This window comes from Bradyrhizobium sp. TM102 (assembly GCF_009176685.1).
In the GTDB taxonomy this organism is placed as follows: domain Bacteria; phylum Pseudomonadota; class Alphaproteobacteria; order Rhizobiales; family Xanthobacteraceae; genus Bradyrhizobium; species Bradyrhizobium ottawaense.
Genome location: NZ_AP021855.1, coordinates 3,067,850 through 3,091,342, shown reverse-complemented (window position 1 = coordinate 3,091,342; position 23,493 = coordinate 3,067,850). Strand labels below are relative to the sequence as shown.

21 protein-coding genes are annotated in these 23,493 nt (G+C 64.8%); 7 read left to right on the top strand and 14 right to left on the bottom strand.

What is annotated here, in order from left to right:
- Positions 1 to 38: 38 nt before the first annotated feature.
- The 6 genes from flhB to flgB all read right to left on the bottom strand — a co-directional run bounded on the left by flhB (position 39) and on the right by flgB (position 3,514).
- On the bottom strand, positions 39 to 1,118 hold the full coding sequence (gene flhB / locus GDN70_RS14470; RefSeq protein WP_028142769.1) for a flagellar biosynthesis protein FlhB: 1,080 nt from the start codon (positions 1,116 to 1,118) through the stop codon (positions 39 to 41).
- 4 nt (positions 1,119 to 1,122) lie between these two features.
- A complete protein-coding gene (gene fliR / locus GDN70_RS14465) occupies positions 1,123 to 1,899 on the bottom strand; it encodes a flagellar biosynthetic protein FliR (protein ID WP_152102704.1) in 777 nt (258 codons plus the stop codon).
- A gap of 17 nt (positions 1,900 to 1,916) precedes the next feature.
- Positions 1,917 to 2,180 (bottom strand): flagellar biosynthesis protein FliQ, encoded by a 264-nt coding sequence (gene fliQ / locus GDN70_RS14460; protein WP_018321865.1) that lies wholly within the window; start codon positions 2,178 to 2,180, stop codon positions 1,917 to 1,919.
- A 138-nt stretch (positions 2,181 to 2,318) separates the two neighbouring features.
- Positions 2,319 to 2,627 carry a flagellar hook-basal body complex protein FliE gene (fliE, locus tag GDN70_RS14455; protein ID WP_018321864.1) on the bottom strand — a complete coding sequence of 103 codons (309 nt, stop codon included), beginning with the start codon at positions 2,625 to 2,627 and terminating at the stop codon, positions 2,319 to 2,321.
- A gap of 16 nt (positions 2,628 to 2,643) precedes the next feature.
- Positions 2,644 to 3,069: a flagellar basal body rod protein FlgC gene (gene flgC, locus GDN70_RS14450; RefSeq protein WP_018321863.1), complete on the bottom strand. Its 426-nt coding sequence runs from the start codon at positions 3,067 to 3,069 to the stop codon at positions 2,644 to 2,646.
- 40 nt (positions 3,070 to 3,109) lie between these two features.
- Positions 3,110 to 3,514, bottom strand: coding sequence for a flagellar basal body rod protein FlgB (flgB, locus tag GDN70_RS14445; protein ID WP_152102703.1), 405 nt, complete (start codon positions 3,512 to 3,514; stop codon positions 3,110 to 3,112).
- 352 nt (positions 3,515 to 3,866) lie between these two features.
- Here flgB and GDN70_RS14440 point away from each other — a divergent pair, with 352 nt between their 5' ends.
- Positions 3,867 to 4,841 (top strand): flagellar biosynthetic protein FliO, encoded by a 975-nt coding sequence (locus GDN70_RS14440; RefSeq protein WP_038971613.1) that lies wholly within the window; start codon positions 3,867 to 3,869, stop codon positions 4,839 to 4,841.
- On the top strand, positions 4,838 to 5,596 hold the full coding sequence (gene fliP / locus GDN70_RS14435; protein ID WP_028142765.1) for a flagellar type III secretion system pore protein FliP: 759 nt from the start codon (positions 4,838 to 4,840) through the stop codon (positions 5,594 to 5,596). The genes GDN70_RS14440 and fliP overlap by 4 nt, the downstream gene beginning before the upstream one ends.
- A gap of 34 nt (positions 5,597 to 5,630) precedes the next feature.
- Here fliP and GDN70_RS14430 read toward each other — a convergent pair whose 3' ends face one another.
- The 3 genes from GDN70_RS14430 to GDN70_RS14420 all read right to left on the bottom strand — a co-directional run bounded on the left by GDN70_RS14430 (position 5,631) and on the right by GDN70_RS14420 (position 11,199).
- Positions 5,631 to 9,383, bottom strand: a complete 3,753-nt coding sequence (locus tag GDN70_RS14430; protein WP_173015812.1) for a tetratricopeptide repeat protein — start codon at positions 9,381 to 9,383, stop codon at positions 5,631 to 5,633.
- 181 nt (positions 9,384 to 9,564) lie between these two features.
- The gene (locus tag GDN70_RS14425) at positions 9,565 to 10,467 is read right to left on the bottom strand and encodes a tetratricopeptide repeat protein (RefSeq protein ID WP_063712061.1); all 903 of its coding nucleotides are present in this window, start codon (positions 10,465 to 10,467) and stop codon (positions 9,565 to 9,567) included.
- Between the two features lie 105 nt (positions 10,468 to 10,572).
- Entirely contained in the window at positions 10,573 to 11,199 is a 627-nt protein-coding gene (locus GDN70_RS14420) for a FecR family protein (RefSeq protein WP_312017544.1), read from the bottom strand.
- A 396-nt stretch (positions 11,200 to 11,595) separates the two neighbouring features.
- On the opposite strand from GDN70_RS14420, the gene GDN70_RS14415 reads away from it, so the two are divergent.
- Positions 11,596 to 15,744 carry a VCBS domain-containing protein gene (locus tag GDN70_RS14415; protein WP_244625883.1) on the top strand — a complete coding sequence of 1,383 codons (4,149 nt, stop codon included), beginning with the start codon at positions 11,596 to 11,598 and terminating at the stop codon, positions 15,742 to 15,744.
- Between the two features lie 22 nt (positions 15,745 to 15,766).
- On the opposite strand, the gene GDN70_RS14410 is transcribed toward GDN70_RS14415, so the two are convergent.
- From GDN70_RS14410 to fliL, 5 genes are all read right to left on the bottom strand, one after another.
- Positions 15,767 to 15,964: a hypothetical protein gene (locus tag GDN70_RS14410; protein WP_018321856.1), complete on the bottom strand. Its 198-nt coding sequence runs from the start codon at positions 15,962 to 15,964 to the stop codon at positions 15,767 to 15,769.
- Positions 15,965 to 16,561: 597 nt separating this feature from the next.
- The gene (locus GDN70_RS14400) at positions 16,562 to 17,326 is read right to left on the bottom strand and encodes a MotE family protein (RefSeq protein ID WP_028142760.1); all 765 of its coding nucleotides are present in this window, start codon (positions 17,324 to 17,326) and stop codon (positions 16,562 to 16,564) included.
- Positions 17,327 to 17,336: 10 nt separating this feature from the next.
- Positions 17,337 to 17,783, bottom strand: a complete 447-nt coding sequence (locus tag GDN70_RS14395; protein ID WP_028142759.1) for a DUF6468 domain-containing protein — start codon at positions 17,781 to 17,783, stop codon at positions 17,337 to 17,339.
- Positions 17,780 to 18,982 carry a flagellar motor switch protein FliM gene (gene fliM / locus GDN70_RS14390; RefSeq protein ID WP_018321852.1) on the bottom strand — a complete coding sequence of 401 codons (1,203 nt, stop codon included), beginning with the start codon at positions 18,980 to 18,982 and terminating at the stop codon, positions 17,780 to 17,782. Before fliM ends, GDN70_RS14395 begins: the two co-directional genes overlap by 4 nt.
- Before the next feature lie 30 nt (positions 18,983 to 19,012).
- On the bottom strand, positions 19,013 to 19,513 hold the full coding sequence (gene fliL, locus GDN70_RS14385; RefSeq protein WP_038971605.1) for a flagellar basal body-associated protein FliL: 501 nt from the start codon (positions 19,511 to 19,513) through the stop codon (positions 19,013 to 19,015).
- A gap of 378 nt (positions 19,514 to 19,891) precedes the next feature.
- On the opposite strand from fliL, the gene flgF reads away from it, so the two are divergent.
- Genes flgF through flgH form a run of 4 tightly spaced genes read left to right on the top strand, consistent with a single transcriptional unit; the run spans position 19,892 to position 23,379 of the window.
- Entirely contained in the window at positions 19,892 to 20,656 is a 765-nt protein-coding gene (flgF, locus tag GDN70_RS14380; protein ID WP_152102701.1) for a flagellar basal-body rod protein FlgF, read from the top strand.
- Between the two features lie 16 nt (positions 20,657 to 20,672).
- Positions 20,673 to 21,461 carry a flagellar basal-body rod protein FlgG gene (gene flgG, locus GDN70_RS14375; RefSeq protein WP_152102700.1) on the top strand — a complete coding sequence of 263 codons (789 nt, stop codon included), beginning with the start codon at positions 20,673 to 20,675 and terminating at the stop codon, positions 21,459 to 21,461.
- A 10-nt stretch (positions 21,462 to 21,471) separates the two neighbouring features.
- A complete protein-coding gene (flgA, locus tag GDN70_RS14370; RefSeq protein WP_173015811.1) occupies positions 21,472 to 22,605 on the top strand; it encodes a flagellar basal body P-ring formation chaperone FlgA in 1,134 nt (377 codons plus the stop codon).
- A gap of 9 nt (positions 22,606 to 22,614) precedes the next feature.
- A complete protein-coding gene (flgH, locus tag GDN70_RS14365; RefSeq protein WP_152102698.1) occupies positions 22,615 to 23,379 on the top strand; it encodes a flagellar basal body L-ring protein FlgH in 765 nt (254 codons plus the stop codon).
- The last annotated feature ends 114 nt before the right edge of the window (positions 23,380 to 23,493 follow it).

Genomic DNA, 23,493 nt, shown 5'->3' with positions numbered 1-23,493 from the left:
TCCCAGATTACGGCCATTTCCGGTACTTTTCGGGTGTTTTATTCTCGCCCGGCGCTGAATCCGCGCTTCAGCCGCATGACGTAGCCGATGACTTCGGCGACCGCATGGTAGTGCTCGGTCGGGATTTCCTGGTCGATCTCGACGGTGGCGTAGAGCGCGCGGGCGAGCGGCACGTTCTCCACGATCGGGATGTCGTGCTCGCGCGCGATCTCCCTGATCTTGAAGGCGAGATTGTCGACGCCCTTGGCGACGCAGATCGGAGCCGTCATGCCGCGCTCGTAGGACAGCGCCACCGAATAGTGGGTCGGGTTGGTGATGATCACCGAGGCCTTGGGAACCGCCGCCATCATGCGCTTCTTGGCGCGCTGCTGCCGCAACTGCCTGAGCTTGCCCTTGATGTGCGGATCGCCTTCGGACTGCTTGAACTCTTCCTTGATCTCCTGGAGCGACATCTTCTGCCGCTGGAACCAGCTGCGGTACTGGAAAAAATAGTCGGCAATGGCGACGATCGCGAGCGCTGCGACCACCGCACCCAGCAGATGGATCGTCATGCTGGTGCTGGCGCCGAGCATGGCAGCCGGATCGAGCCTGACCATCGCTTCCATGCGGTGCCGCTCCGGCCAGAGGATCATGGTCATGACCACGCCGAGCAGCACGAGCTTGCCGATGCCCTTGAGAAAATTGGCCGCCGCCTGCTTGCCGAAGATGCGCTTGAAGCCGGCGCCGGGCGAGATCTTGCTGAACTTCGGCGTCAGGGATTCGGTCGACCAGACCAGGCGGTGCTGGAGCATGTTTCCGGCGATCGCCGCCAGCATCAGCATCAAGAGAGGCACGCCGATCGCCGCGAGCAGGGCGAATTCGATCTGCTGCATCAGCGCGAGCAGGGCCTTGCCGTCGGTCTTGATCATCCAGGAATTGGCGAGCAGGCCCCGCATCGGCGCCAGCAGCCCGCTGCCCACCGAGCCCGAGAAGGTCGAGACCACGAGCGTGCCGCCCGCCATCATGAACCAGGTGTTGATCTCCTGGCTCTTGGCGACGTCGCCGCGTTCGAGCGCGTCGTCCAGGCGCTTTTGCGTCGGATCTTCTGTTTGACTCTCTGGGTCCTTGTCTTCTGACATCGATCTACCGTGACCTCAGCGGCATCAACTGGTGCATGACACCGATGAAGTAATCCAGATAGGTGCCCATCATCGCCGTGAGCACCACGGCGAGCACCAGGAAGCCCGCGAAGATCGAGAGCGGCACACCGACGAAATAGACCTGCATCTGCGGCATCAGCCGCGCCAGCACGCCAAGGCCGATGTTGAAGACCAGGCCGAACACCAGAAACGGCCCCGAGAGCTGCAGGCCGAGGCGGAACGCGGCGGCAAAGGCGCGCGTTGCGAGCGAGGCCACATCGCCGCTCGATACGGTCTCGCCCGGCGAGAAGATCGCGTAACTGTCGTTCAGCGCCGCGATCACCAGATGATGGCTGTCGGTGGCGAACAGCAGCGTTACCCCGAGGATGGTCAGGAAGTTGCCGACCAGCACGCCCTGCTGGCCCTGCGTCGGGTCGACCGAGGTGACGAAACCGAGTCCCATCTGCTGTGCGATCACGGATCCCGCGACCTGGAGCGCCGAGAGCGTCACGCGCGCGGTCGCGCCCAGCACGATTCCGATCGCGATCTCATGCAGCATCAGGACCAGGAGCGGCGCGAGCGATCCCATGTCGACCTGGTAGGCGTTACGATGCAGCGGCAGGATGATCAGCGTCAGCACCAGCGCGATCGACAGCTTGATCCGCGTCGGAATGTTGGTCTCGCCCAGCCCCGGCAACAGCATCACCATCGCGCCGACCCGGGCGAAGGCGAGCATGAAGGAAGCGGCGAGCGCCGGCAGTAGCGAGACGTCGATGCGCATGATTGACGCATCTTGCCTCAGCCGCCGATGATTCGCGACGAGATCCGCAGCATGTGGGCGTGGAGCGCGTCCGCCATGAACGGCAGCGCCAGCAGCATCGTGGCAAAGATGGCTAGGATCTTCGGCACGTAGATCAGCGTCTGCTCCTGGATCTGCGTCAGCGCCTGGAACAGCGACACGATGACGCCGACCACCAGACCGACCACCATCAGGGGTGAGGACACGATCACGATCGTCCAGATCGCATCGCGCGCAACGTCGAGGGTCTCGGGTCCGGTCATTTGAATTCCTACTCTGAATTGTTTGTCGTCATTCCGGGGCTCGCGAAGCGAGACCCCGGAATCCATCGGGCCGCAGCGTCGGTCGCACCATGGATTCCGGGCTCGCGACTTCGTCGCGCCCCGGAATGACAGTGCGCGTCAGATCGGCATCTTCATGATGTCTTCATACGCCGCGATCACGCGGTCGCGGACCGAGACGAGCGTGGACACCGCGACGTCGGTGTCCGCCACCGCCGTCACCACGTCCATCACGTTGGCCTTGCCGGAGGCCATCGCCACGGTCTGCGCATCCGACTTGCGGCCGGACTCCATGACGCTGCCGACGGCGTCCTTCAGCATCGAGGCAAAGGATTGCCCGCCTGCCTCGGTGGCTTTGCCGGCACCGCTGTTCTCCAGCACCCGGGCGAGGTTGGCATAAGCGTTGGCCGCGATTGTCGGTGATGCCATGGCTCAATTGTCCTGTTCAGCTCTTGAGGATGTCGAGCGTGCGCTGGATCATCCGGCGCGTCGCACTGATGATGTTGAGATTGGCCTCGTAGGACCGCTGCGCGTCGCGCATGTCGGTCATCTCGACCACCGAGTTCACGTTGGGATATTTGACGTTGCCGCTGGCGTCAGCGACCGGATTGTTCGGCTCGTATTTGACGCGGAAGTTCGACTGGTCCGGCTTGATCCTGCCGAGGGTGACGACCTGCGCGTCGAGCGTGCGGTCGAGCGCGGAGGAGAAGGTCGGAACCTTGCGCCGGTAGGGATCTCCGCCTGCGGTCTGCGAGGTCGAATCCGCGTTCGCGATGTTTTCCGAGATCACCCGCATGCGGCCGGCTTGCGCCCGCAGACCGGAGGTCGCGATCGCCATCGAGCGGGCAAAGTCGCTGCTGTCATTGGCCATGATGCGCCTCCTCTAGCTCTTCTGTTCCCGGATCATGCGGCTAGCCCTTGCCGATCGCGGTCTTGAGCAGATGCAGGCTCTTCGAATAGAGCGAGGTCGCCGCCGCGTAGTCCATCTGGTTGCCGGCCGCCTTCATCATCTCCTCTTCGAGATTGACGGCGTTGCCCGCGGGGCGGGTCTCGAACCCCGCATTCTTGTTCTGGTCGAATCCGGAAGCAGCCCCTGACGGCGTCATGTGAGAACCGCTGGTGCGGGCGAGCGTGAGGGGGCCCATCGAGCCTGTGACGGCCCCGGACTTGTCGAGCTTCGGCTCGACCAGGTCGCGCGGCCGGAATTTGGGCGTGTCGGAATTGGAGACGTTCTCGGACAGGACGCGCTGGCGCTCCTGGTGCCACTGCATCTTGGTGCGAAGCGCCGACAGCACCGGGAGGTCGTTGATGGACATCGTCGCGGCTCCTTCCGCCTCTTGCGAACCTTGAGGTCCGCAACTAGGCAGAATTTGCCGCGTGTATGGTTAACAGCTGGTTAAGGACGCCCTCGAGGCGTGTCCCCGGGCGGGACACTATTTTGCGCCCCGTGATTCTACGCCTCCAAAAATGGCATTAACCCAACCATTTGGCGGCGCATTCACGGGCCAAGAAGTCGTTTTGGATCGAGCGATTCATAGGTTATTAAGAGTTGGGGACGGCAAAACTTGCCGTGGGACGTTAAGAGATCGCAGTTTGGGGCATCGTTAAGCCGGTGGTTGGCGCGTCTGACCACGGGCACGAGAACAGCGCCATTTGTCGGGGACAAGTATGCAAGGCAGCCCTATCACCTTCATCGTCGCGTTCATCGTCGTTCTGGCGTTGATCGGCGTCGCTGCCTGGCTGGTTCGCCGATTCGCCGGCAGCCGGGTCGGCGCCAACACCCAGCGCGGCAGGATGCCCCGGCTCGCGGTGATCGACGCTGCCGCGGTCGACGGTCGGCGCCGCCTGGTGCTGGTCCGGCGTGACAATGTCGAGCATCTCCTGATGATCGGCGGGCCGACCGATATCGTCGTCGAGCCCAATATCGTTCGCGCCGCGCCCGGCCGCGACCAGCTTCCGCAGCGTCCGAACGCCGCGGAACCGCCGCGGCTCGCGCCCATGCCGGATACCAGCAGCTGGGCCGACGAAGCACCGCGGCCCGAACTCCTCGATCATCCCGAGCCGCAGATGCCCGAGCCGCCGCCGCGGCCCGCGCGCCCGTCCTTCGCCGACGAGGTGCGCCGGCCCGCTCCCGCGCTGGCCGAACGCCGCAGCGATCCCCTCGCCGGCTTTACGGCCGAGCCGAACGCGCCGCGCCCCGAGCGCGAACCCCGGCCCGAGCCGCTGCCGCCGCGCGTTCCGCGCAGCGAGCCGCCACTGATGCCGCGGCCGCCGCGCCAGAGTGAGCCGCCGAAGATGCCGCCGGTGCGCGCCGAGCGCGCCGCTGCGCCGCCGCCGCCTCCGCCGGTGCCGCAGGCTCCCCCCGTTCCGCCGCCGGCTCCCGCCGCGGCCCCCTCCAGCGCCGAGCAGAATCTCGCCGAAATGGCGCAGCGGCTGGAGGCAGCCTTGCGTCGCCCGGCCGGCGAGACGGTCGCGCCTCCGGTTGCGCCCGAACCGCCTGCGCCGCCGCCACCCCGCGCCGCCCGCAGCGAGCCGCCGGCACCCCCGGCCCCGCCCGCAAAGCCTGCCGCGGAAAAGACCAGCTTTGAGAATCTCGAAGACGAGATGGCCTCTCTGCTCGGCCGTCCGAAGCCGTCTTCGTGAGGCTGCCGTCCCTCCCGCGTAGAGTTGTTTTCCTTTCTGTCCTGATCGGCGCGGCATCGGCAGCGATGCCGGCGCATGCGCAGGACATCAGCATCAATCTCGGCGGCGGCGCTGGCGGCGGCGGCGTCACCGAGCGCGCGATCCAGCTGATCGCGCTGCTCACCGTGCTGTCGATCGCGCCGTCGATCCTGATTATGATGACGTCGTTCACGCGCATCGTGGTCGTGCTGTCGCTGCTGCGCACCGCGTTGGGCACGGCGACCGCGCCGCCGAACTCGGTGATCATCGCGCTGGCGATGTTCCTCACCTTCTTCGTGATGGGGCCGGTCCTGCAAAAATCCTACGACGACGGCATCCGCCCGCTGGTCGCCAACCAGATCGGCGTCGAGGACGCGCTGCAGCGCGCCTCCGTTCCCTTGCGCGGCTTCATGCAGAAGAACGTGCGCGAGAAGGATCTCAAGCTGTTCCTGGATCTCTCAGGCGAGGCGCCGCCGGCCACCCCCGACGACCTCGCACTGCGCATCCTCGTCCCCGCCTTCATGATCTCCGAGCTGAAGCGCGCCTTCGAGATCGGCTTCCTGCTGTTCCTGCCCTTCCTGATCATCGACCTCGTCGTCGCCTCGGTGCTGATGTCGATGGGCATGATGATGCTGCCCCCGGCAACGATCTCGCTGCCGTTCAAGCTGATCTTCTTCGTGCTGGTCGACGGCTGGTCGCTGGTGGCGGGGAGCCTGGTGCAGAGTTACGGAGGGTGAGGCGTCGAGGGCCGCGCTTGGCGCGGCAGCCTTCCTACCGCGTCATCTTGATCTGACGCACGACGGGGATCGTCGGCAGCGAGCCGGTGTGGTCGACTTGTTCCTTGGCCTGCGGTGAGCCAGGGGCGCGGGCGGTGGCGTCGGGGAAGCGCTGCTTCATCTCGCGCAGGAAGCCGTCGAGCGTGTCGACGCTGGCAGCCAGCTTGGCGATCTCGGCGAATTCGGCACTGGAGGCCGCGGCCGGCTTGCTGGCGATGTCGAAGGCGAGACGGTCGGCGCTTTCGCTCATCAGCGGCGCGTATTTCTCGCGGAAGCGCGACAGGCCGATCGAGTCGTCGGCGAGCGCATAGCCGACGGCGGCGCGGATGATGTCGCTCTTCTCCACCGCGTTGAGCGGCTTGAAGTCGCGGAAGCGCTCGCCGTAATAGAGCTCGATCTGCTCGGCGGACTCGCGCCAGCGCCGTGCCGCCCAGAAGATGTCGGAACGCAGGCGCAGCACCTCGCGCCCGGAGACGTTGGAGACGATGTCGAGCGCGAGATCGTGACGGCCGACGTCGCTCTGGGCGCGCGCCTCCAGCAGCAGGCGCTGCTGCCTGAGCTCGCCGGAGAGGTCGCTGATGCGGCTCGCGCGCAGCGCGGTGATCGCCATGTCGGGCTTGCGGTTGGCGAGATAGATCATGGACAGGCGCGCGGCGACCTGGGCGCGCGCAGCGCCTTCGAGGCGGTGATCGACCTGGTACTGCAGCAGCTCGGCGGCCTGGTCGAGCAGGTCGATCGAGGCGAGACGGTCGGCGAGACGGCGGATCAGCTCGTCGCCGCGCCGGCCGATCGGCGTCAGCTCGCGGAATTCGTAGAACATCCCGAGCGCCTCGACCGGCGGCAGCTCGTCGCCCTTCGGTCCCAGGAAGATCTTCGTGAACAGGTCCGAGGCGAGGTCCTGCGCCTGGCGCGAGGCTTCGGCGTTCGGCTGCAGCCTGGTCGCGGTGCGCGCCGCGGTGAGCGCATCGCGGTAGCGCCCGTTCTCGGCAAACATCTGCGACAGCATCTGCAGCGTCTTGACCTCGATCGCGTCGCCGCGCCAGGTCATGGACAGCGTCTCGAGCTCGCGCAGCGCGTCTTCTTTGCTGATCTCGTCGCGCTTCTGCCGCAGCGCGACCTCGAGCTGCTTGGCCTCGGCCGCAGCCGGCCGATCGGCCGAGGCGGCCGCGAACCTGTAGTCGTCGAGCGCGTCCTTGTCGTGGCCGAGCGCCTCGGCGAGCCGGCCGCGCAGCACGGCGAAGCCGGGCGCGGCCTCGGGCGAGACGCCGACCACCTCGAGCTCGCTGCGGCGCTTGGAGGCGCCGGCGTAGTCCTTCACCTCGAGTGAGGCGCGCATCGCGTCCATCGTCACGATGCGCTGGATGTCGAGCGGCAGCGAGGCAATGGCGAATTCGACGTTCTTGAATTTTTCGCGCGCGTCAGCCCATTTGCCCTGGCGAGCATAGGCGAGCGCCTTCCAGAGCTGGGAATCGTGGCTGTTGCCGATCACGGGATTGGCGAGGTCCTTCAGGCCCTGCGCCGGCCGGCCGATCAGGATGCTGGCGATCGCATGCATGATCAGCGCGCCGCTCTCCTCCTTGTTGAGCGGATCGCTCAGCATCAGCTCGGTCACGGCCTTGGCCTCGTGATACATCGCGCGCGACATGTAGAACTGAGCGAGATCGAGCCGCGGCAGGGAACGCAGCGCCGGTTCGACGGCCGAGATCGCCGTCATCAGCTCGGCCTGGCGCGCCATGAAATTGTCCGACTGGCCCTTGCGCCAGCCTTCGGGGCTGAAGATCGGGCGCACCGCGGTCGGCGCGCGCTCGGCCGAGATGTCGACCGGCGACAGCGTCAGTCCGCCCTTCTTGCCGAGGATCACCTTGTCGGCACCGACCTCGACGCCGACCTCGTCGGAGTTCGGCCGGATCGCGATGCCGTGCGCGGATTCCAGCAGCGAGAGATCGACGAGATCCTGCCGCTTGATGAAGCCGCGCACCGGCCGCTGCGCGGTGACGACATAGAGCGCGTCGCCGGCATCGGGGTCGGTGAGCTTGTGCAGCAGGCCGGGATTGGCGAAGGGGATGGCGATGTTGGCGAGCGCGGGGTCGGTGATGTTGCGCGACATCATCAGCGGCAGCGGCGTCGACTGGATCTTGTCGGCGAGCGTCAGCAGCCAGTTGGTCTCCTTGCCGACCTCCTCGCTCGCCAGCGAGTAGACCAGCGGGCGGGTGAGACGGATGCGCACCGCCTGCCCCTTGTCGAGCGGGATGCGGCCGACCTCGCCGATCATCGCCCCGCCCCTGGCGCGGATCGCCTCGACGTCGATCGGCTTCGGCGTATCGAACACCAGCCACACCGTGTCGCCGCGGCGGAACGCGGCCGCCGGTGTTGCGACCTGAATTGGGAACGTCACGCGCAGGCCGTCGCTGTCGCGGCGCGCATCGACGCTGGCGATCGTGGGCTGCGGCGCGGCCGGCGCCTCAACGGGCGCAGCCTTGGCGGCTTCCTTGGCGGCTTCCTTGACGGCCTCTTTGGGCGCTTCGGCAGGCGCCGGCTTGGCAGGCGCGGCCGCCGCTTCGGAAACCGGCGGCGCGGGCTTCGCAGTTTCCTTCGCAGTTTCCTTCGCAGTTTCCTTGGCAGTTTCCTTGGGCGCTTCCGGGGCGTGCACAGCCTCAGTCGCGGCGGCCGGCGCCGGTTTCGGCGCTTCAGCGGGCGGCATCGCGGCGGGCGCTTCGGGCTTCACCTCGGGCTTGACCTCGATCTTGGCTTCGCGCGCGATCGTCTCGGAGGTCGGCGGCGCGATCTCGCGATGGGCGTCCTTCGGCTTCTCGGCCGCGGGCTTGTCGGGGGCCGGTCCGTGACCGACAGGCTTCATCTGCGCGATCGCCGCCTCGGGCGTCGCGGCAGTCTTGCCCTTGTCGGGCTGAAAAGAGACGTCGACGACGTAGTTCTTCTCGTCGCGGAACGAATGCACGTCGGAATCGCCGATCAGCGCGATCTCGACATTGGTCTGATCGATGTCGGCCTTCTGCTTGATCGAGGCGACGTTCGGCGGCGCCGCGACAACCGCGTCCGCCAGATCGAAATTGAGGTTGGCGTTGAAAGCGAGCGTGAGCTTCTGCTCGTTGAGCACGGAGGAGACGCCGACGCCGTCGGGCATCTCGAACACGAAGCGCACGAAGGTCGGCTGCACCGAGGCCCGCACGCGGATCTGCGGACGCTTCTTGGTCTCCGCCGCGGCGCGCTGGGCACGCAACGCGCGCTCGGCCACGCGGGCGCGCTCGGCGAGCTCCTTGACCACGTCCATCGGCAGGCTCGGCGGCGGTCCCTTCCAGCCCTCGGGCAACAGGTCGACGAAGGTGCGCTCGCCGGCATTCATGGTGTTGACGGTGACGCGCCGCGCCAGCGACAGGCGGATGGCACCGCCGTCAGGATCGCGGCGCGCGGAGTTGACGTAATCGGGCGCGCCTTCGGGAACGCGGTCGACGGGAACGTCGACCGCCCGGTCGAACCGGATGATGAGGATGGAGCCTGCGGTCGTCACCTCGGAAGGAACGTCCTCGCCGAGCTTGATGACGAGACGGGCAAAGCCGCCACCGGCCGAAAAGCTCGCCTCGCCCCTGATCGGATCGGCCGCCCGGGCAGGCGCACCGAGACCGGTCAGCAGGCAGGCCGCCAGCACGCCCGCTGTTCGGACATGACGCAACAGCCCCGACGCCAAGGCGCGGGCTCGCGTCACAAATCCAGCGGCAGCCTTTCGCGCCATTGGCGGCATTTCTTCCGGTTCGGCGGTCCATGCCGGCACTAAGGCCGGCCCATGCCGTCGACTGTAGGTCTCGCCAATTAAGGACTTGTTAATGCTATATCTTGATTTGCTTTGGAGGCAGCACGCCGTGCCGCATCGAGCGTGGGCGGATCCGCCGCGTCTGAATTTGAGACGCCGATGGTTAAGGCCTCGTTAACACCTGCAAAACGGTGCCGTCGCGGTTGACCTGTCCCTTCACGGGCACCCCATAGCGGTCAAAGGCTTGGTCGATTCCGGCGTCGATTTTTCTGGCCGCCGAGATATCGCTATGGCTACCATCTGTGTCGCCGAGCTTGAATTTGGCAATCCCTCGGCCGTAGAGCGCGCTCGCAAGCTTGGGCGCGAACCGCAGCGCTGAGTTGTAGTCATGCATCGCCGCGGAGAATTGCCCCATTTTCAGATTTATGAGAGCGCGCGAATCGTATGTTGCCGCGTTGTTTGCTCCCGATCGAAGCGCAATATCGCAGTCTTCCAGCGCAGCCTGCAAATCGCCAAGGACGGCTCGGGTCCAACAGCGTCCGCTCCGCACCGCCTCCAGCTTCGGATCAAGGCGAATTGCCTCGTCATAGTCCCGCGCTGCGCGGTCGTACGCGTTCCCTTGCAGGTGGGCCGCCGCACGGTTGGCAAAAGCGGAGCCGTAGTTCGGGTTGAGCCTGAGCGCCTCGTCAAACGCGCCGATCGCCAGATCGCGCGCCCCCGTTCTCAGATAGGCCACGCCGAGGTTGTTGAACGCTTTCGCATAATTCGGGTCAAGCCTGGTCGCTTCAACGAAATCCTTGATCGCGCGTTCGTAGTCGGCTTTGGCGCTATAGGCATTCCCCCTGTTGTTGTAGGCGACAACGAAGCCGTTCACCGCTCCCTCGCCCGCATCGATAAACGCCGTGCAGCCATCGATCCGAGCTTCGGGTGACACGCGGTCTGAGCCGTTACACAGTTCAACATTCTTGAGGGAGCTGCCCTTCTTCTGCGCCCAGCCCGACGAACTGGACAGCACAAGGACAAGAATGAGCATCACGGCCTTGATGAAACTGGCTCTTGCAATCATTTCCACACCAAGTGTCCGGCTCCGACAGCGAACGAAGCGCCAATCCTGGTCTCCCTGCCCGGCCGGCACTGCGGCATCACGGCGGCTTCGGGCCTAGCAAGTTTCTCAGCATCCCCGGCAGATGTTGAGCCTCCGATTGCTGGTTCGATCGGGCTCCGGCGCCGCCGATGTCGGCGGTTTCTTCAAGAGCTTACTCTTGCCCTCTTCGATCAGGGTCGAAATTTTGACCGACCCATCGTCCGAAATCTCGACATGCGGCGTCGTGCCTCGGATCCCCAGCGTGGCGACGGGAGTATCGACCTTCATGTCGCCGGTCTTCGCGACACCGCCCGCAACAAAAGTGAACGTTCCCCTGGCGAGATTGAATAGGGTCGCATTGGACTTGCCGGCCGGCTCATACACATAGTGATCCAACACCATGCGGGCGTTGCTCGATAAATTGAACGAGCTGCCGTCGGTAAAATTGATGCCGACGCGGCCGTCGGCCCCCGTCTGCACCACGTCACCAAGATATACGGGATCACCCGTGTTGGCCCGGCCAGGGTCACTCGAGACATTCGCCTGAACGACCACGGCGCCCGCATGTTCGATCGTGACCGAGCCTGTGGCCACCACCACCTTCCCAATCGGTTTCGATGACGAGGCAGCGACGGCGGGCTTGGCGGAATCGATTTGCGCTCGAGCCTCACTCGGCAAGAAATTGGCAAGGGCCAAAACCAGGCCGGTCGTCAAAGCGGCTATCGCAGGTCTGCACATGATCCCCCCTTTCTGAGAAGATCTCGTCGCTATCGGCGGCCCATTCTTGAACCGCGCAGCGCTGCCAGAATAACTATAATTGTTGTTTAATTTTATTAACTAGCCTAATTTATCTCCAGCGCTACACGAGCGCCACAAATTAAATACGTCTCGTTTGTCAATTTAATCACATTGGCGGGAGGGGGCACGGCGGGAATGGCGGTACGCGTCGCTCTCTCCCGCGCAATGCATCTCTCTCGATCGACTTGATTTTTTCGGCGGGCAAGCCTTCGGGGCTGCCAGCGCCCAGGAAATTTTGTCCCTTGGCGAGGGCCCCAGCAAGGTTTTGGCAGCACGCCGAGCCTGAATCGATCACCCGGGCGAGGTCTAGCCATGTTAGTTGCATCCGGCATCCAGGTTGACAGCGGGGCCGCCATGGCCCTGCCCGTCGAACTCATCGGCCATATTCATAGAGTGATCGGTTGCTGTGCGCTTACGCGAGCGAGCTGCGTCGCCACACAGGCCGTAGCTGGTGCGCCCATCTACCGGGGCGACGTGCTGGAGACCGACGCCGACGGGCAGATCACAATCTGCTTCATCGACGGTACTTTCTTCAACATCGCCTGCAGCACTCACGTTGTGCTGAGCGAGTTTGTCTTCGACGTCGAAGGCATGCCACCTGCAGCCTTGTTCGACGTGACCCGAGGGAGCTTCAGTTTCGTACCGGGCCGGCTGGCGGAAACCGGGGCGCTCCAGCTGAATACGCCCCTTGCAGGCATTCGCGCCCGGGGCCACGCGGGCGGTTTCGGGATGCTGACACTTGCAGCATTGACCTTCTCGGCCGCGCAGCATGCCGAGGCCGCGGACCCGGATGTCACATTCCTGGATGACGACTCCATTACCTACAAGGACCTTGCGCACGGCGCATTTGAGCTCGTGACCAAGGAGCGGGTCCCGCGACGCATCATCGTCGAAGATCCCGGCGAGACGATCGTCATCAAGAAGGTGGGATCCACCATCAGCGTCAATCACGTCGCGAACACGGCGGCTCGCATGGAGGAGTTGCGCGCCGCCCAACAGGATGTGCTCGCCAATCTAGGAGAACAAGGGCCCCGTGGCTCGAGCACGCCTTTCTTCGTCAAACCCCAGCCACTGCAGCCGATCAATTTCATTCAGCCGGATGCGCCCACGCTGCAGATCTTGCCGACGACGTTGCCACTCATCACTTTCGCGCTCTTGGACCCTGTACCGCCGACTCTCAGCACCGGGGCTGGGCCAATCGAGCTCGATACGGTCGTGTTTGACACATTCACGGCGACGACGGGAACCTTCAGTGCCAGTAGCACCAGCGGCGGCGGCAATCTGACCTTCGGCATCATCGGGGCCAGCGCCGGCAGTACGGTTCTGGATGGAGTGACGTACGATCTGTCGAAGACAAGTTCCTACGGGATTCTCTACGTCAACAGCACGAGCGGCGCTTATACGTTCGTGCCCGACAATGCCGCAATCAACGCGCTGAAGGCGCCTACGACCGACGGTTTCGTTATCACCGTCTCCGACGGACTCACCTCCGTCACCCAGACCTTCACGATCACCATCAACGGTGTCAATGACGCTGCAATCATCTCCGGCACCACGACCGGTTCGATCATCGAGGCTGGCGGCATCGCCAACGGAACGCCCGGCACGCCGCTTGCGACCGGCACCCTCACCGACATCGATGTCGACGATCCGCCCAATACGTTCACCGCCGTGAGTTCGCCAACCGCGAGCGCCGGTGGCTATGGCACCTTCACGATGACGGCGGCCGGCGTGTGGACCTACACCTTGGACAATGCCAACCTCGCAGTGCAGGCACTCAATGCCGGCGAGACGCTGACCGACAGCTTTACGGTGACCTCGATCGGAGGCACCCCACAGGTGGTGACGATCACCATCCACGGGACCAGTGACGCTGCGATCATTTCCGGCGCGACGACCGGCGACGTGATCGAGGCTGGCGACGTCGCCAACGCAAACCCCGGCACACCCACCGCGACCGGCACCCTCACCGACGCCGACGTCGACACGACCGCCAATGCTTTCACGGCCGTCGGATCGCCGACGGTGAGCGCCGCCGGCTATGGCACCTTCACCATGACGGCAGCGGGCGTGTGGACCTACACGCTCGACAATGCCAACGGCGCGGTGCAGGGGCTCAATACCGGCGAGACACTGACCGACACGTTCACAGTGACCACTCTGGACGGAACGGCCCAAGTGGTAACGATCACCATCCATGGCGCCAACGATGCAGCCGTCGTTTCCGGCACCACGACCGCCTCGGTGACCGAGGCCGGAGGCGTTGCCAACGCGACACCCGGCAGCCCGAGCACAACGGGCACGCTCTTTGCCTCCGACGTCGACAATCCGTCCAATACCTTCAGCGCGGTGAGTTCGCCCAAGGCAAGCACGAATGGTTATGGCACCTTTACGATAACCGCCGCCGGCGTGTGGACCTACACCTTGGACAACGCCAGCGGCGCGGTGCAGGCGCTCAATGTCGGCGGCACGCTCACCGACAGTTTCACCGTCAACGCCCTCGACGGTACGCCGCAGGTGGTGACGATCACCATTCAGGGCAGCAACGACGCCGCCCTTATTTCCGGCACCACGACCGGCTCAGTGACAGAGGCAGGAACTTTCTCGCCCGGCATTCCCGTCACGACCGGCACGCTCACCGATACGGACGTCGACAACGCTCCGAACACGTTCACCGCAGTCTCTTCGCCGGCTGCTAGCGACGGCGGATACGGCACCTTCACGATGACCGCAGCCGGCGTATGGACTTACACCCTCGATAACAACAACACCGTGGTTCAGGCGCTCGAGGTCGGCGACACCTTGACGGACACCTTCTCGATAACTGCCATCGACGGTACGACGCAGACGGTGACCGTCGCCATTCATGGTGCCAGCGACGCAGACCCGAACGATTTTGATAACCTGGCCACCGGATCTGCCGTGATCTCCGATCCCCCCAACGTGTATGGAACGCCGGGGAGCGAAACCATTGCCGGTGGCGGCAACACAGGTCAGATCATCTATGCGGGGGCCAGCAGCGACACGGTCAATGGGACCGGAAAGGCCGACGTTCTCTATGGCGGCTCGGGCAATGACACGATCAAAGGCAATGATGGGGATGACACCATCTACGGCGGCTCGGGCAGCGATACCATCAACGGCAACAACGGCGCCGACACCATAACGGGCGGATTTGGTGCGGACCAGCTCACCGGCAGCAATGGGAACGACCGTTTCGCTTACTTGTTCGTAGCCGACTCCAACGCAAGCCAGTTCGACACCATCACCGACTTTGCATCGGGAGCGGACAAGATCGACTTGACCGCCATGGGCGCGCTTGGGTTCGCCATATTGGCATTGAGCTCAACCAGCACGGCCGTGCCGGCACATACGATCGCCTGGCTCTATGACAGTGCGGCGAATGAAACGATCGTGTACGTCAATTCAACGGACCAGACCCTGCACGTCGGCGATTCCAGTCTGCTCGAAATCCATTTGCAGGGCATCGCAACCATCGACGCGTCGGACTTCATCACGGCGCCGGCAGCGGCACCTGTGATGGCGGCTGCCGGCGAACTGCTCGACCCCATCGCAACCTCGCAGGGTGACGCGACCGCCGTGATGACGACCACTTCCGAAGTCTCGTCCGATTCCGGCAGCGGCGACGGCTCGCTTCTCGCTGCAGGAAGTTCGACCATCCAATCGACCGAGGCGGCCTACAGCCTCGATTCGAACTGGGACCAGATCAGGCAGACCGGATATTCCAGCTTGTCCAGTTCAGACGAAGTGCAAACGCTCGCGATCGAAACGCCCCGCGGCGACGCGGCAGCTCCCTCAGCCGGCGGATTGTCTTTGATCGTGCAGCACGTGATCCCACTCACCGAGGCCAGCTTTGTCTTCACCAACCCGGCCGGGCTCGACGCAGCCTCATTGGCTGGCAAGAATGGCGCGATTGCCGCAAGCGGCCAGGTGCCCGACATCGCCATGCTGAATTTTGTCCACGGCGCTGCCGGACAGCACGCCGGTAGCGGGCTTGCGCTCGGAAGCGACGCTGGGAATGACGGCGTCTCGTCACCAAGAGGCGCCGCCCAGGCGGCTCATTCCCACGGTCATACCAGCGATGAAGCGGCAGACACTTCGCTCAACCCAAGCCTTTTGAAGTCATCGACCGGCGGTGCCAACCATTCGCTCTCAAGCGGGGCGGACCAGCACAACCCGTCCGGGGGAGCGTCTGGATCAAAGCCTGCCGATCCGCAGCAGCTCGGCGACTCGTTCCAGTTCCGGGATCAGGCGTCGCAGGGCTCGCTGCATAGCGCGATGCTGGATCATCTCTCGGACTTCGTCGGTCGTCACGAGCACGCTGGGGAATTGCATGGATCCGAGCCGGCATTCATGCCTGAAACATCGCCGTCCGATGTCGATCCACCTTTCTCGGCAGGTACCGTTCACGGCCATGTGTCGCACGATCTGATCGTGTGACGGCCTTAAGCCGATTGCGGCTTCAATGTTGCTTGCCGGCACCTTCCGGTGCCGAGGAGCTGTCTTCGTCGAGAGAAGATTCATCATCGTTGCCGTCGTCGCCTTCTGGCGGCTCTGCATGCTGATGGCTGAGGGCGGATGTCCACGCCGATGTCATCGCCGCTATGAGCAGCCGGTTGAGGGCCTCGATGACGCGTTCTGCTGCGGACGAGTAGTTCATGGCCTCCTCCTGCGCTGCCGATTGCGACTGGCCAAAGCGTAGGACCGGGCCTTGGGCGCCACTGTACGCCACTTCACACCTGCGCGCGTCAACTCATCGCAGTCTCAGAAGATGCCGCCAGCTTCGACTGCATCCGCCACGGGAGCTTGATCTGCCGCCTTGAGGAGTTGCTGAGCGCGCGCACTCACAACCTTCGGAGCGTTGCGGTTCGCGCGCGACTCTGAATCAGATGTGACCTCGGCGATGCGAATCGCATTGGTTAGCTTTGGGGGTAATCAATGAGCGGAGAAGCCGGTTGCATTGTGTGTAGCAGGGCAAGAGCGGTCGTAGCGATCGTTCCGATCGCCAGAGGATATGCCCTGAAAATATATGAGTGCTCCTGTTGCCATAGCACCCTGCAGCTCGTGACTCGCGTCACGAAGGCAGCGCTGATCAAGCAGCAGGTCGATACTCTTCCTCGGCTGGAGAAGCAGGCGCCTGTTCGCAGGGTGCAACAGGTCTTCGCGAACTAGACCCGCAAGGCCTCTCGCTGGGCGCCGGTCGAACTGGCCACGCGACAACGCGCCAGGTCGCGATAGCCCTCTTCGCCTCGCGCCCTCAATTCGGCTTTTGCGTCGGCTTGCCGTCGATCTTGGGCAATTCGCCGGCCGAGGCCGACTGATCGCCGCCGCCATTGGCACGGCGGGCCATCTCGACCGTCAGCTTCTCGGCGGCCTCCGGCGACATCAGTCCCATGATGTCCGACATCTTCCGCGGCGCGATCGCCGAGGCGATCTCGATCAGCACGCCCATCTCCAGCCGGTCGAACACCCGTGCGGCGTCCTTGGGCTTCATGCCCTCGTACATGGTCACGAGGCCCTTCATGCGCTGGGCTTCGGCGGCCTTCTGCTCGGCCTGCGTCGCGGAGATGCGGGTTTCCACCGCCTTCATCTCCTCGACCTTGCCTTCGATGCGCTTCTCGGCCGACTTGAGCAGGCTCTCGCGGATGTCGATCTCGCGCTGGCGGGCCTCGATCTCCTGGCGGCGCGCCTGCAACCGCTCGAGGATCGCGCGCTCGGAGGCCGAGACCTGCGGCTGGGCTTCGTCGACCTTGACCACGGTGCCTTCCGGCTTGGTCTCCGGCGCGGCCGGCTTGGGCGCCTCCTTCGGCGCGCCATGGGTTGAGCCGGTGATGATCTCCGGCTCCTCGCGGCCGGTCGGGAAGTTCAGATTCTCCTGCGCCCAGGATTTCCTGGTCTGGTTCGGCTTGTAGTCGAACACATAGCCGCCATTGATCACGAGACCCGCCACCTTCAGCGTGGCGAGGCCTGCGACGGCAACCAGGACGACCGGGATGACGCGGATGTTACGAAAGGACTTCATACCCCTGACTTCATGCGGCAAGGCCGTTGGATCGTCGGCGCTCCGAGAAGGCTTCGGCCGCAGCCGCCACCGCCTTCGCCGTCGATGGCTTGGCTGCGGGGGCGACGACCGTTTCCGGACCGGTCATGGGGCGCGCGGCGATCGCGATCTTGGACAGCCGGCGCACCACGTTGTCGGCCTCGCCGAGCTGCTTGTAGAGCTGGTCCGACATCTGCGTCGCCGCGGCGAGCTGGCTGCCGAGATTCTCGTTGACGTCGCGCACCGCCAGCTTCAGCCCGCCGATCGCGCGCTCGGCGATCTCGGTCGCGGTGATCAGCTCGCCGATCACCGCCTTCAGCGAATGCTCGTCCGCCTTCAGCCGCGTCAGCCGCTTGTTGAGCATGACGCAATAAACGATCGTCAGCATCAGCAGGATAGCCACCAGCGTCTCGATCGCCATTCCCAGGGAGTGGTTCATGGGGCCTCCATCATCTTGTTCTGCTCGTCCACCTTCTCGAACATCGCAAGTGTCGTACTTGGCTTGCGCAAGGGTTTCGTCACGCGAATCGCGACGCGGTCGCCGACCCGGCCCATCCGCCCCTCGGTCAGCGTGACGTCGCCGCAGCGCACGGTGACGTTGGCGTCGGCGCGCATGTCCAGCGGCAGGGTGTCGCCGACCTTGAGCCGCATCAGCTGCTTGAGCGGGATGTCGGCCTCGTAGAGCACGGCATCGACGGCGATCTCGGCCTGCACGATCTCGGTGGCGAAATGGCCTTCCCAGACCGGGTCGCGGCCGAACTTTTCGCCCATGAACATCTGGAGCAGGACGCCCCGGATCGGCTCGATGGTCGCATAAGGCAGCAGCAGCTCGATGTTGCCGCCGCGGTCTTCCATGTCGATGCGCAGGCGCACCAGGATCGCGGCATTGGCGGGACGGCTGATCGCGGCGAAACGCGGGTTGGTCTCGAGCCGGTCGATCGTGAAGGTCACCGGCGACAGCGGCCGGAATGCCTGCTCGGCGTCGGCGAGCACCACCTCGACCAGCCGCTTGACCAGCTCGGTCTCGATCGTGGTGTAGGGCCGGCCCTCGATGCGGAGCTGGCTGGTGCCGCGGCGGCCACCGAGCAGCACGTCGATCATCGAATAGATCAGGTTGGAATCGACCGTCGCCATGCCGAAGTTTTCCCATTCCTCGGCCTTGAAGACGGTGAGGACGGCGGGCAGCGGGATCGAGTTCATGTAGTCGCCGAAACGCACCGAGGTGATGCGGTCGAGCGAGACTTCGACGTTGTCGGAGGTGAAATTGCGCAGGGACGTCGTCATCAGCCGCACCAGGCGGTCGAAGACGATTTCGAGCATCGGCAGACGCTCGTAGGAGACCATCGCCGAATCGATGATCGCGCGGATGCCGGAATGGTCGTCGAGGGTGACGTCGCCGACGGTGAAGCCGAGGAGATTGTCGATCTCCTCCTGCGACAGCACCCGCTCGCCGGAATTCTTGCCGCTGCCGAGATCGCGGCTGCCGTCCTCGACCATGGCGGCCCATTGCAGGGCCATGGTCTCCGACAGCTCGTTCTCGGCCGCAGCCTTCGCGGCCTCGGCGGGATCCTCCGAATCGAGCGATGCCTCCCATTGGGCGGCAATCGCATCCTGGTCCATTTGCTCGTTGCCGGCCATGACGCTAGCCCATCACCTTCCGCAGCGTCCTCACTGGATCACGACTTCCTTGAACAGCACCGCGCTGACCTGGACCGGAGCGACCGCCGCGTTGACGCGCTTGGTCAGCTCCTCCTTGAGGCGGAAGATGCCGGCGGAACCGTTGAGGTCGGAGGGGCGCAGCTCGCGCACATAGGTCTGGAAGATGTCGGTGACCCGCGGCATCGTCGGCTTGATCGCCTCGATCTGCTTCTCTTCCTTCAGCTCCAGCACGATCTTCAGCCGCAGATATTGCACGCGCTCGCCGGGCGCACCGGCGAGGTTGACCATGATGTCGGGGACGTCGACGAAGGACGGCGGCTTCGGCGGAGGCGCGACCTCGGCATGATGCTCGTCGTCGCCGTGCCGGAAGAAGAAGAACCAGGTCGCAGCACCGCCGCCGAGAACGGCGAGCAGGCCGACGGCCATGATGATGAGCTTCAGCTTGTTCTTCGGCGGAGCGGCTTCCGCGCCCTCAGTGGCTGCGCCGCCTTCCGCTTCATTCTCTGCCATGGTCGCCGCGCCCGGATCTCTCAAAGGGGTCGAAAGAGCGAAGCCTTAAGACAAGGACGCGATACAAATGCCCCGGCGCAATGCGCTCCTCTTCATGGCAAACGCTACGGTAATAATGGTTAACGGAATCTTTCGATTGGGCCTCCACTAGGAAAAATCTGCCGGGCAGACATGGCTAACAGAACCTTTCTGCCGCCCTCCAGCGCCCCCTAAAAATCAGCAAGCCACTGAAATTACGAAGTTTTCCCAGGTTGGCACGGCTTTCGCTGAGAAAGGACCGAGACCCGACGGTTTGGGAGAACCCGACGGTCTCGTTCACGGGGTCCGCCAAGGCGCTTGGGAGAGCGAAATGGCAGATCCGCTCAGGGGAGATTTCCGATGCAGAACGCGCTTCTGATCGGCTTGTCACGGCAGATGACGTTGGAACGGCAGATGGATGTCATCGCCAACAACGTCGCCAATGCCAACACCAACGGCTTCAAGGCCGACCATTCGCTGTTCGAGGAGTACCTCAACTCGAACGCGCGTGAGGACAATTTCATCGGCGCGGACCGCCGGGTCTCCTATGTGCAGGACCGCGGCACCTACCGCGACATCGGCCAGGGCCCGATGGAGCCGACCAACAACCCGCTCGACATGGCGATCGACGGCAACGCCTATTTCGCGGTGCAGGCCAATGGCGGCGAGATGTTCACCCGCGACGGCAAGTTCTCGCTCAACAGCACCGGCCAGCTCGTCACCCCCGACGGCAATCTGGTGCTCGGCACCGGCGGCCCGATCACCTTCCAGCCGACCGATCACGACATCAACGTCGCGCCCGACGGCACCATCACGGTGCTCGAGGGCACCGCCAAGACCGACTCGATCCGCGGCAAGATCCGCATGGCCGCGTTCGACGATCCGACCAAGCTGACCAAGCTCGGCGCCAATCTCTATGCCGCCGGCTCCGCCACCCTGCAGCCCGATGCCAAATCCAGCAGCGTGCGCCAGGGCTATGTCGAGAAGTCGAACGTGAATTCGGTCGGCGAGATGACCCGCATGGTCGAAGTCATGCGCAGCTACACCGCCATCGCCAATCTGCTCCAGCAGCAGAGCGACCTCCACAAATCGGCGATCGAGAAGCTCGCCGACGTTCCGGCCTGATTGAGGGAGAACTGACATGCAGGCGCTTCACACCGCAGCGACCGGAATGGCGGCACAGGAACTCAACGTTCAGGTGATCTCCAACAACATCGCCAACCTGCGCACCACCGGCTTCAAGAAGCAGACCGCGGCGTTCCAGGACCTGATCTACGAGCACGTCCGCCGCGTCGGCGCGCAGGCCTCGGACCAGGGCACCATCCTGCCCGTCGGCGTCGACATCGGCGGCGGCGTCAAGACCGTCGGCACCCCGCGCAGCATGACGCAGGGCACGCTGTCGCAGACCGGCAACGATCTCGACCTCGCGATGTCCGGCGAGGGCTTCTTCAAGATCCTGATGCCCGACGGCACCTACCAGTACACCCGCGACGGCACCTTCCAGATGGACAATCAGGGCCGCGTCGTCACCGCCCAGGGCAACCCGGTGCAGCCGAGCATCACGATCCCGCAAAACGCGTCCGGCATCAGCGTGAGCGAGCAGGGCCAGGTCTCGGTGACGCTGCCGGGCTCGTCGACTTCTACGATCGTCGGCCAGATCGGCGTGACCCGCTTCATCAACAAGGCGGGCCTGCAGCCGGTCGGCAGCAACCAGTTCACCGAGACCCCGTCGTCCGGCCCGCCGCAGGACGGCACCGCGAACTCCGAGGGCTACGGCAAGATCACCCAGGGCAGCCTCGAGCAGGCCAATGTCGACGTCGTCTCGGAGATGAGCGACCTGATCGCCGCCCAGCGCGCCTACGAGATGAACGCCAAGGTGATCAGCGCCGCCGATCAGATGATGCAATCGACCACAGCGCTGTTCCGCTGAGGCAATGACGATGATCCGCGCCACCCTCGCCACCATCTCCGCCCTGCTCGCGCTGGCCCTGCCGGCAGCGGCCGCGGACGATTTCATCGCCTCGCCGACACTGCGCGCGAGCGTCACCGTGACCTCGGACGTGGTGCGGGTCGGCGATCTCATCGACAATGCCGGATCGGCCGCGCTGATCCCGGTCTACCGCTCGCCCGATCTCGGCACCACCGGCACGCTGACGGTCGCGCAGGTGCTGTCAGTGCTCCGCGCAAAGCAGGTGATCGGCGTGATGACCGGCGACCTCAAGGAGGTCCAGGTCACCCGCCTTGCCCGCACGCTCGCGAACAAGGATCTCGAAACCGCCGTCGCCTCGGCGCTCGAGCGCCGCTTCGGCCTCGGGGACGCCGCCAACATCACCGTCACCTTCGACCGCGGCGTCGCCGAGATGCGGCTGGATGCCTCCAACTCCGGCGCGCTCCAGCCGGTCGCAACCCGCTACGACGCCCGCAGCGGCCGGTTCGACATCGCCTTCGAGATCGCCAACGACAGCAATCCGACCGCGACCAAGCTGCGCTTCACCGGGACCGCGATCGAGACGGTGGAAGTGGCCGTGCTGACGCGCGACATCGATCGTGCCGATACGCTGAAGTCCTCCGACGTCGCGCTGGAGCGCCGGCCGAAGGCCGAGGTCACCGGCGAGCCGGCCTCGCGCGACCGCAGCGTCGGCATGCAGCTGCGCCGCGCGATGCGGGCGGGCACGCCGCTTCGGGCCGCCGACATCGTCAAGCCTGATTTCGTGGTGCGCGACCAGGCCGTGACCGTCATCTTCCAGGCGCCCGGCCTCTATCTCACCACGCGCGGCAAGGCGGTCGAGAGCGGCGCCGAGGGCGACACCGTCAGCGTGCTCAATCTGCAATCCAAGCGCACGCTGACCGGGGTGGTCACCGGCCGCGGCCAGGTGACGATCCAGGGCGCGAGCCAATCCGCACCGATGGCGCCCGCGGTCGAGCAGACCTCCTCGCTCAAGCGCGATGAAGCGCCGGCCCCGGTCGACGCCGCAGCCCTCCTCCGGAACCTGGTGCAGGCCCCCGCGTCGCCGGCCCAGATCGCACAAGCCCAGATCCCGCAAGCTCGCGTCTCGCAAGCTCAAGCCAAGTAAGAGTTCGTCATGTCCGCTTTCAGTTCGGCTTACCGTCTTCGTCGCATCGCGATCTCTGCCCTGCTGCTGGCCTCTTGCGCGCTGGGCGGTTGCTCCTCGATCGACCGCCTGTCGCAGATCGGCGAGCAGCCGAAATTGTCCGCGATCGACAATCCGACGGCGCAGCCGGGCTACAAGCCGGTGCAGATGCCGATGCCGAAGCCGGAAGTCGCCTCCTACAATCCGAACTCGCTGTGGCGCAACGGCAGCCGCGCGTTCTTCAAGGACCAGCGCGCCCGCCAGGTCGGCGACCTCCTCACCGTGGCCGTCAACATCACCGACAAGGCCAACATCGCCAACGAGACCCAGCGCAGCCGCACCAATTCGGAAGACTCAGGCATCACCGATTTCATCGGCGCGAAGACGCTCGGCGCGCAGGCCCAGAAGGTGCTGCCCGGCCGCATCCTCACCGCCGACTCCACCGCGTCCAGCGACGGCAAGGGCTCGGTCAACCGCACGGAAGCCTTGCAGACCAACGTCGCCGCGGTCGTCACCCAGGTGCTGCCGAACGGCAACCTCGTGGTTGAGGGCAAGCAGGAGATCCGCGTCAACTTCGAGATCCGCGAGCTCGTGGTCGCGGGCATCGTCCGCCCCGAAGACATCCAGAGCGACAACACCATCGATTCAACCAAGATCGCGCAGGCCCGCATCGCCTATGGCGGCCGCGGCCAGATCATGGACGTGCAGCAGCCGCGCTACGGCCAGCAGGTGATGGACGTGCTGCTGCCCTTCTAACCCTCTTCAAGAGCTCCCACATCGTGTTCGCGAACCTAGGCGCGAACGACGATGTACTACGCGGCCTCCGGTAGCTCCCCTGCCGGAGGCCGCATGTATTTTGGGGATGGAAGC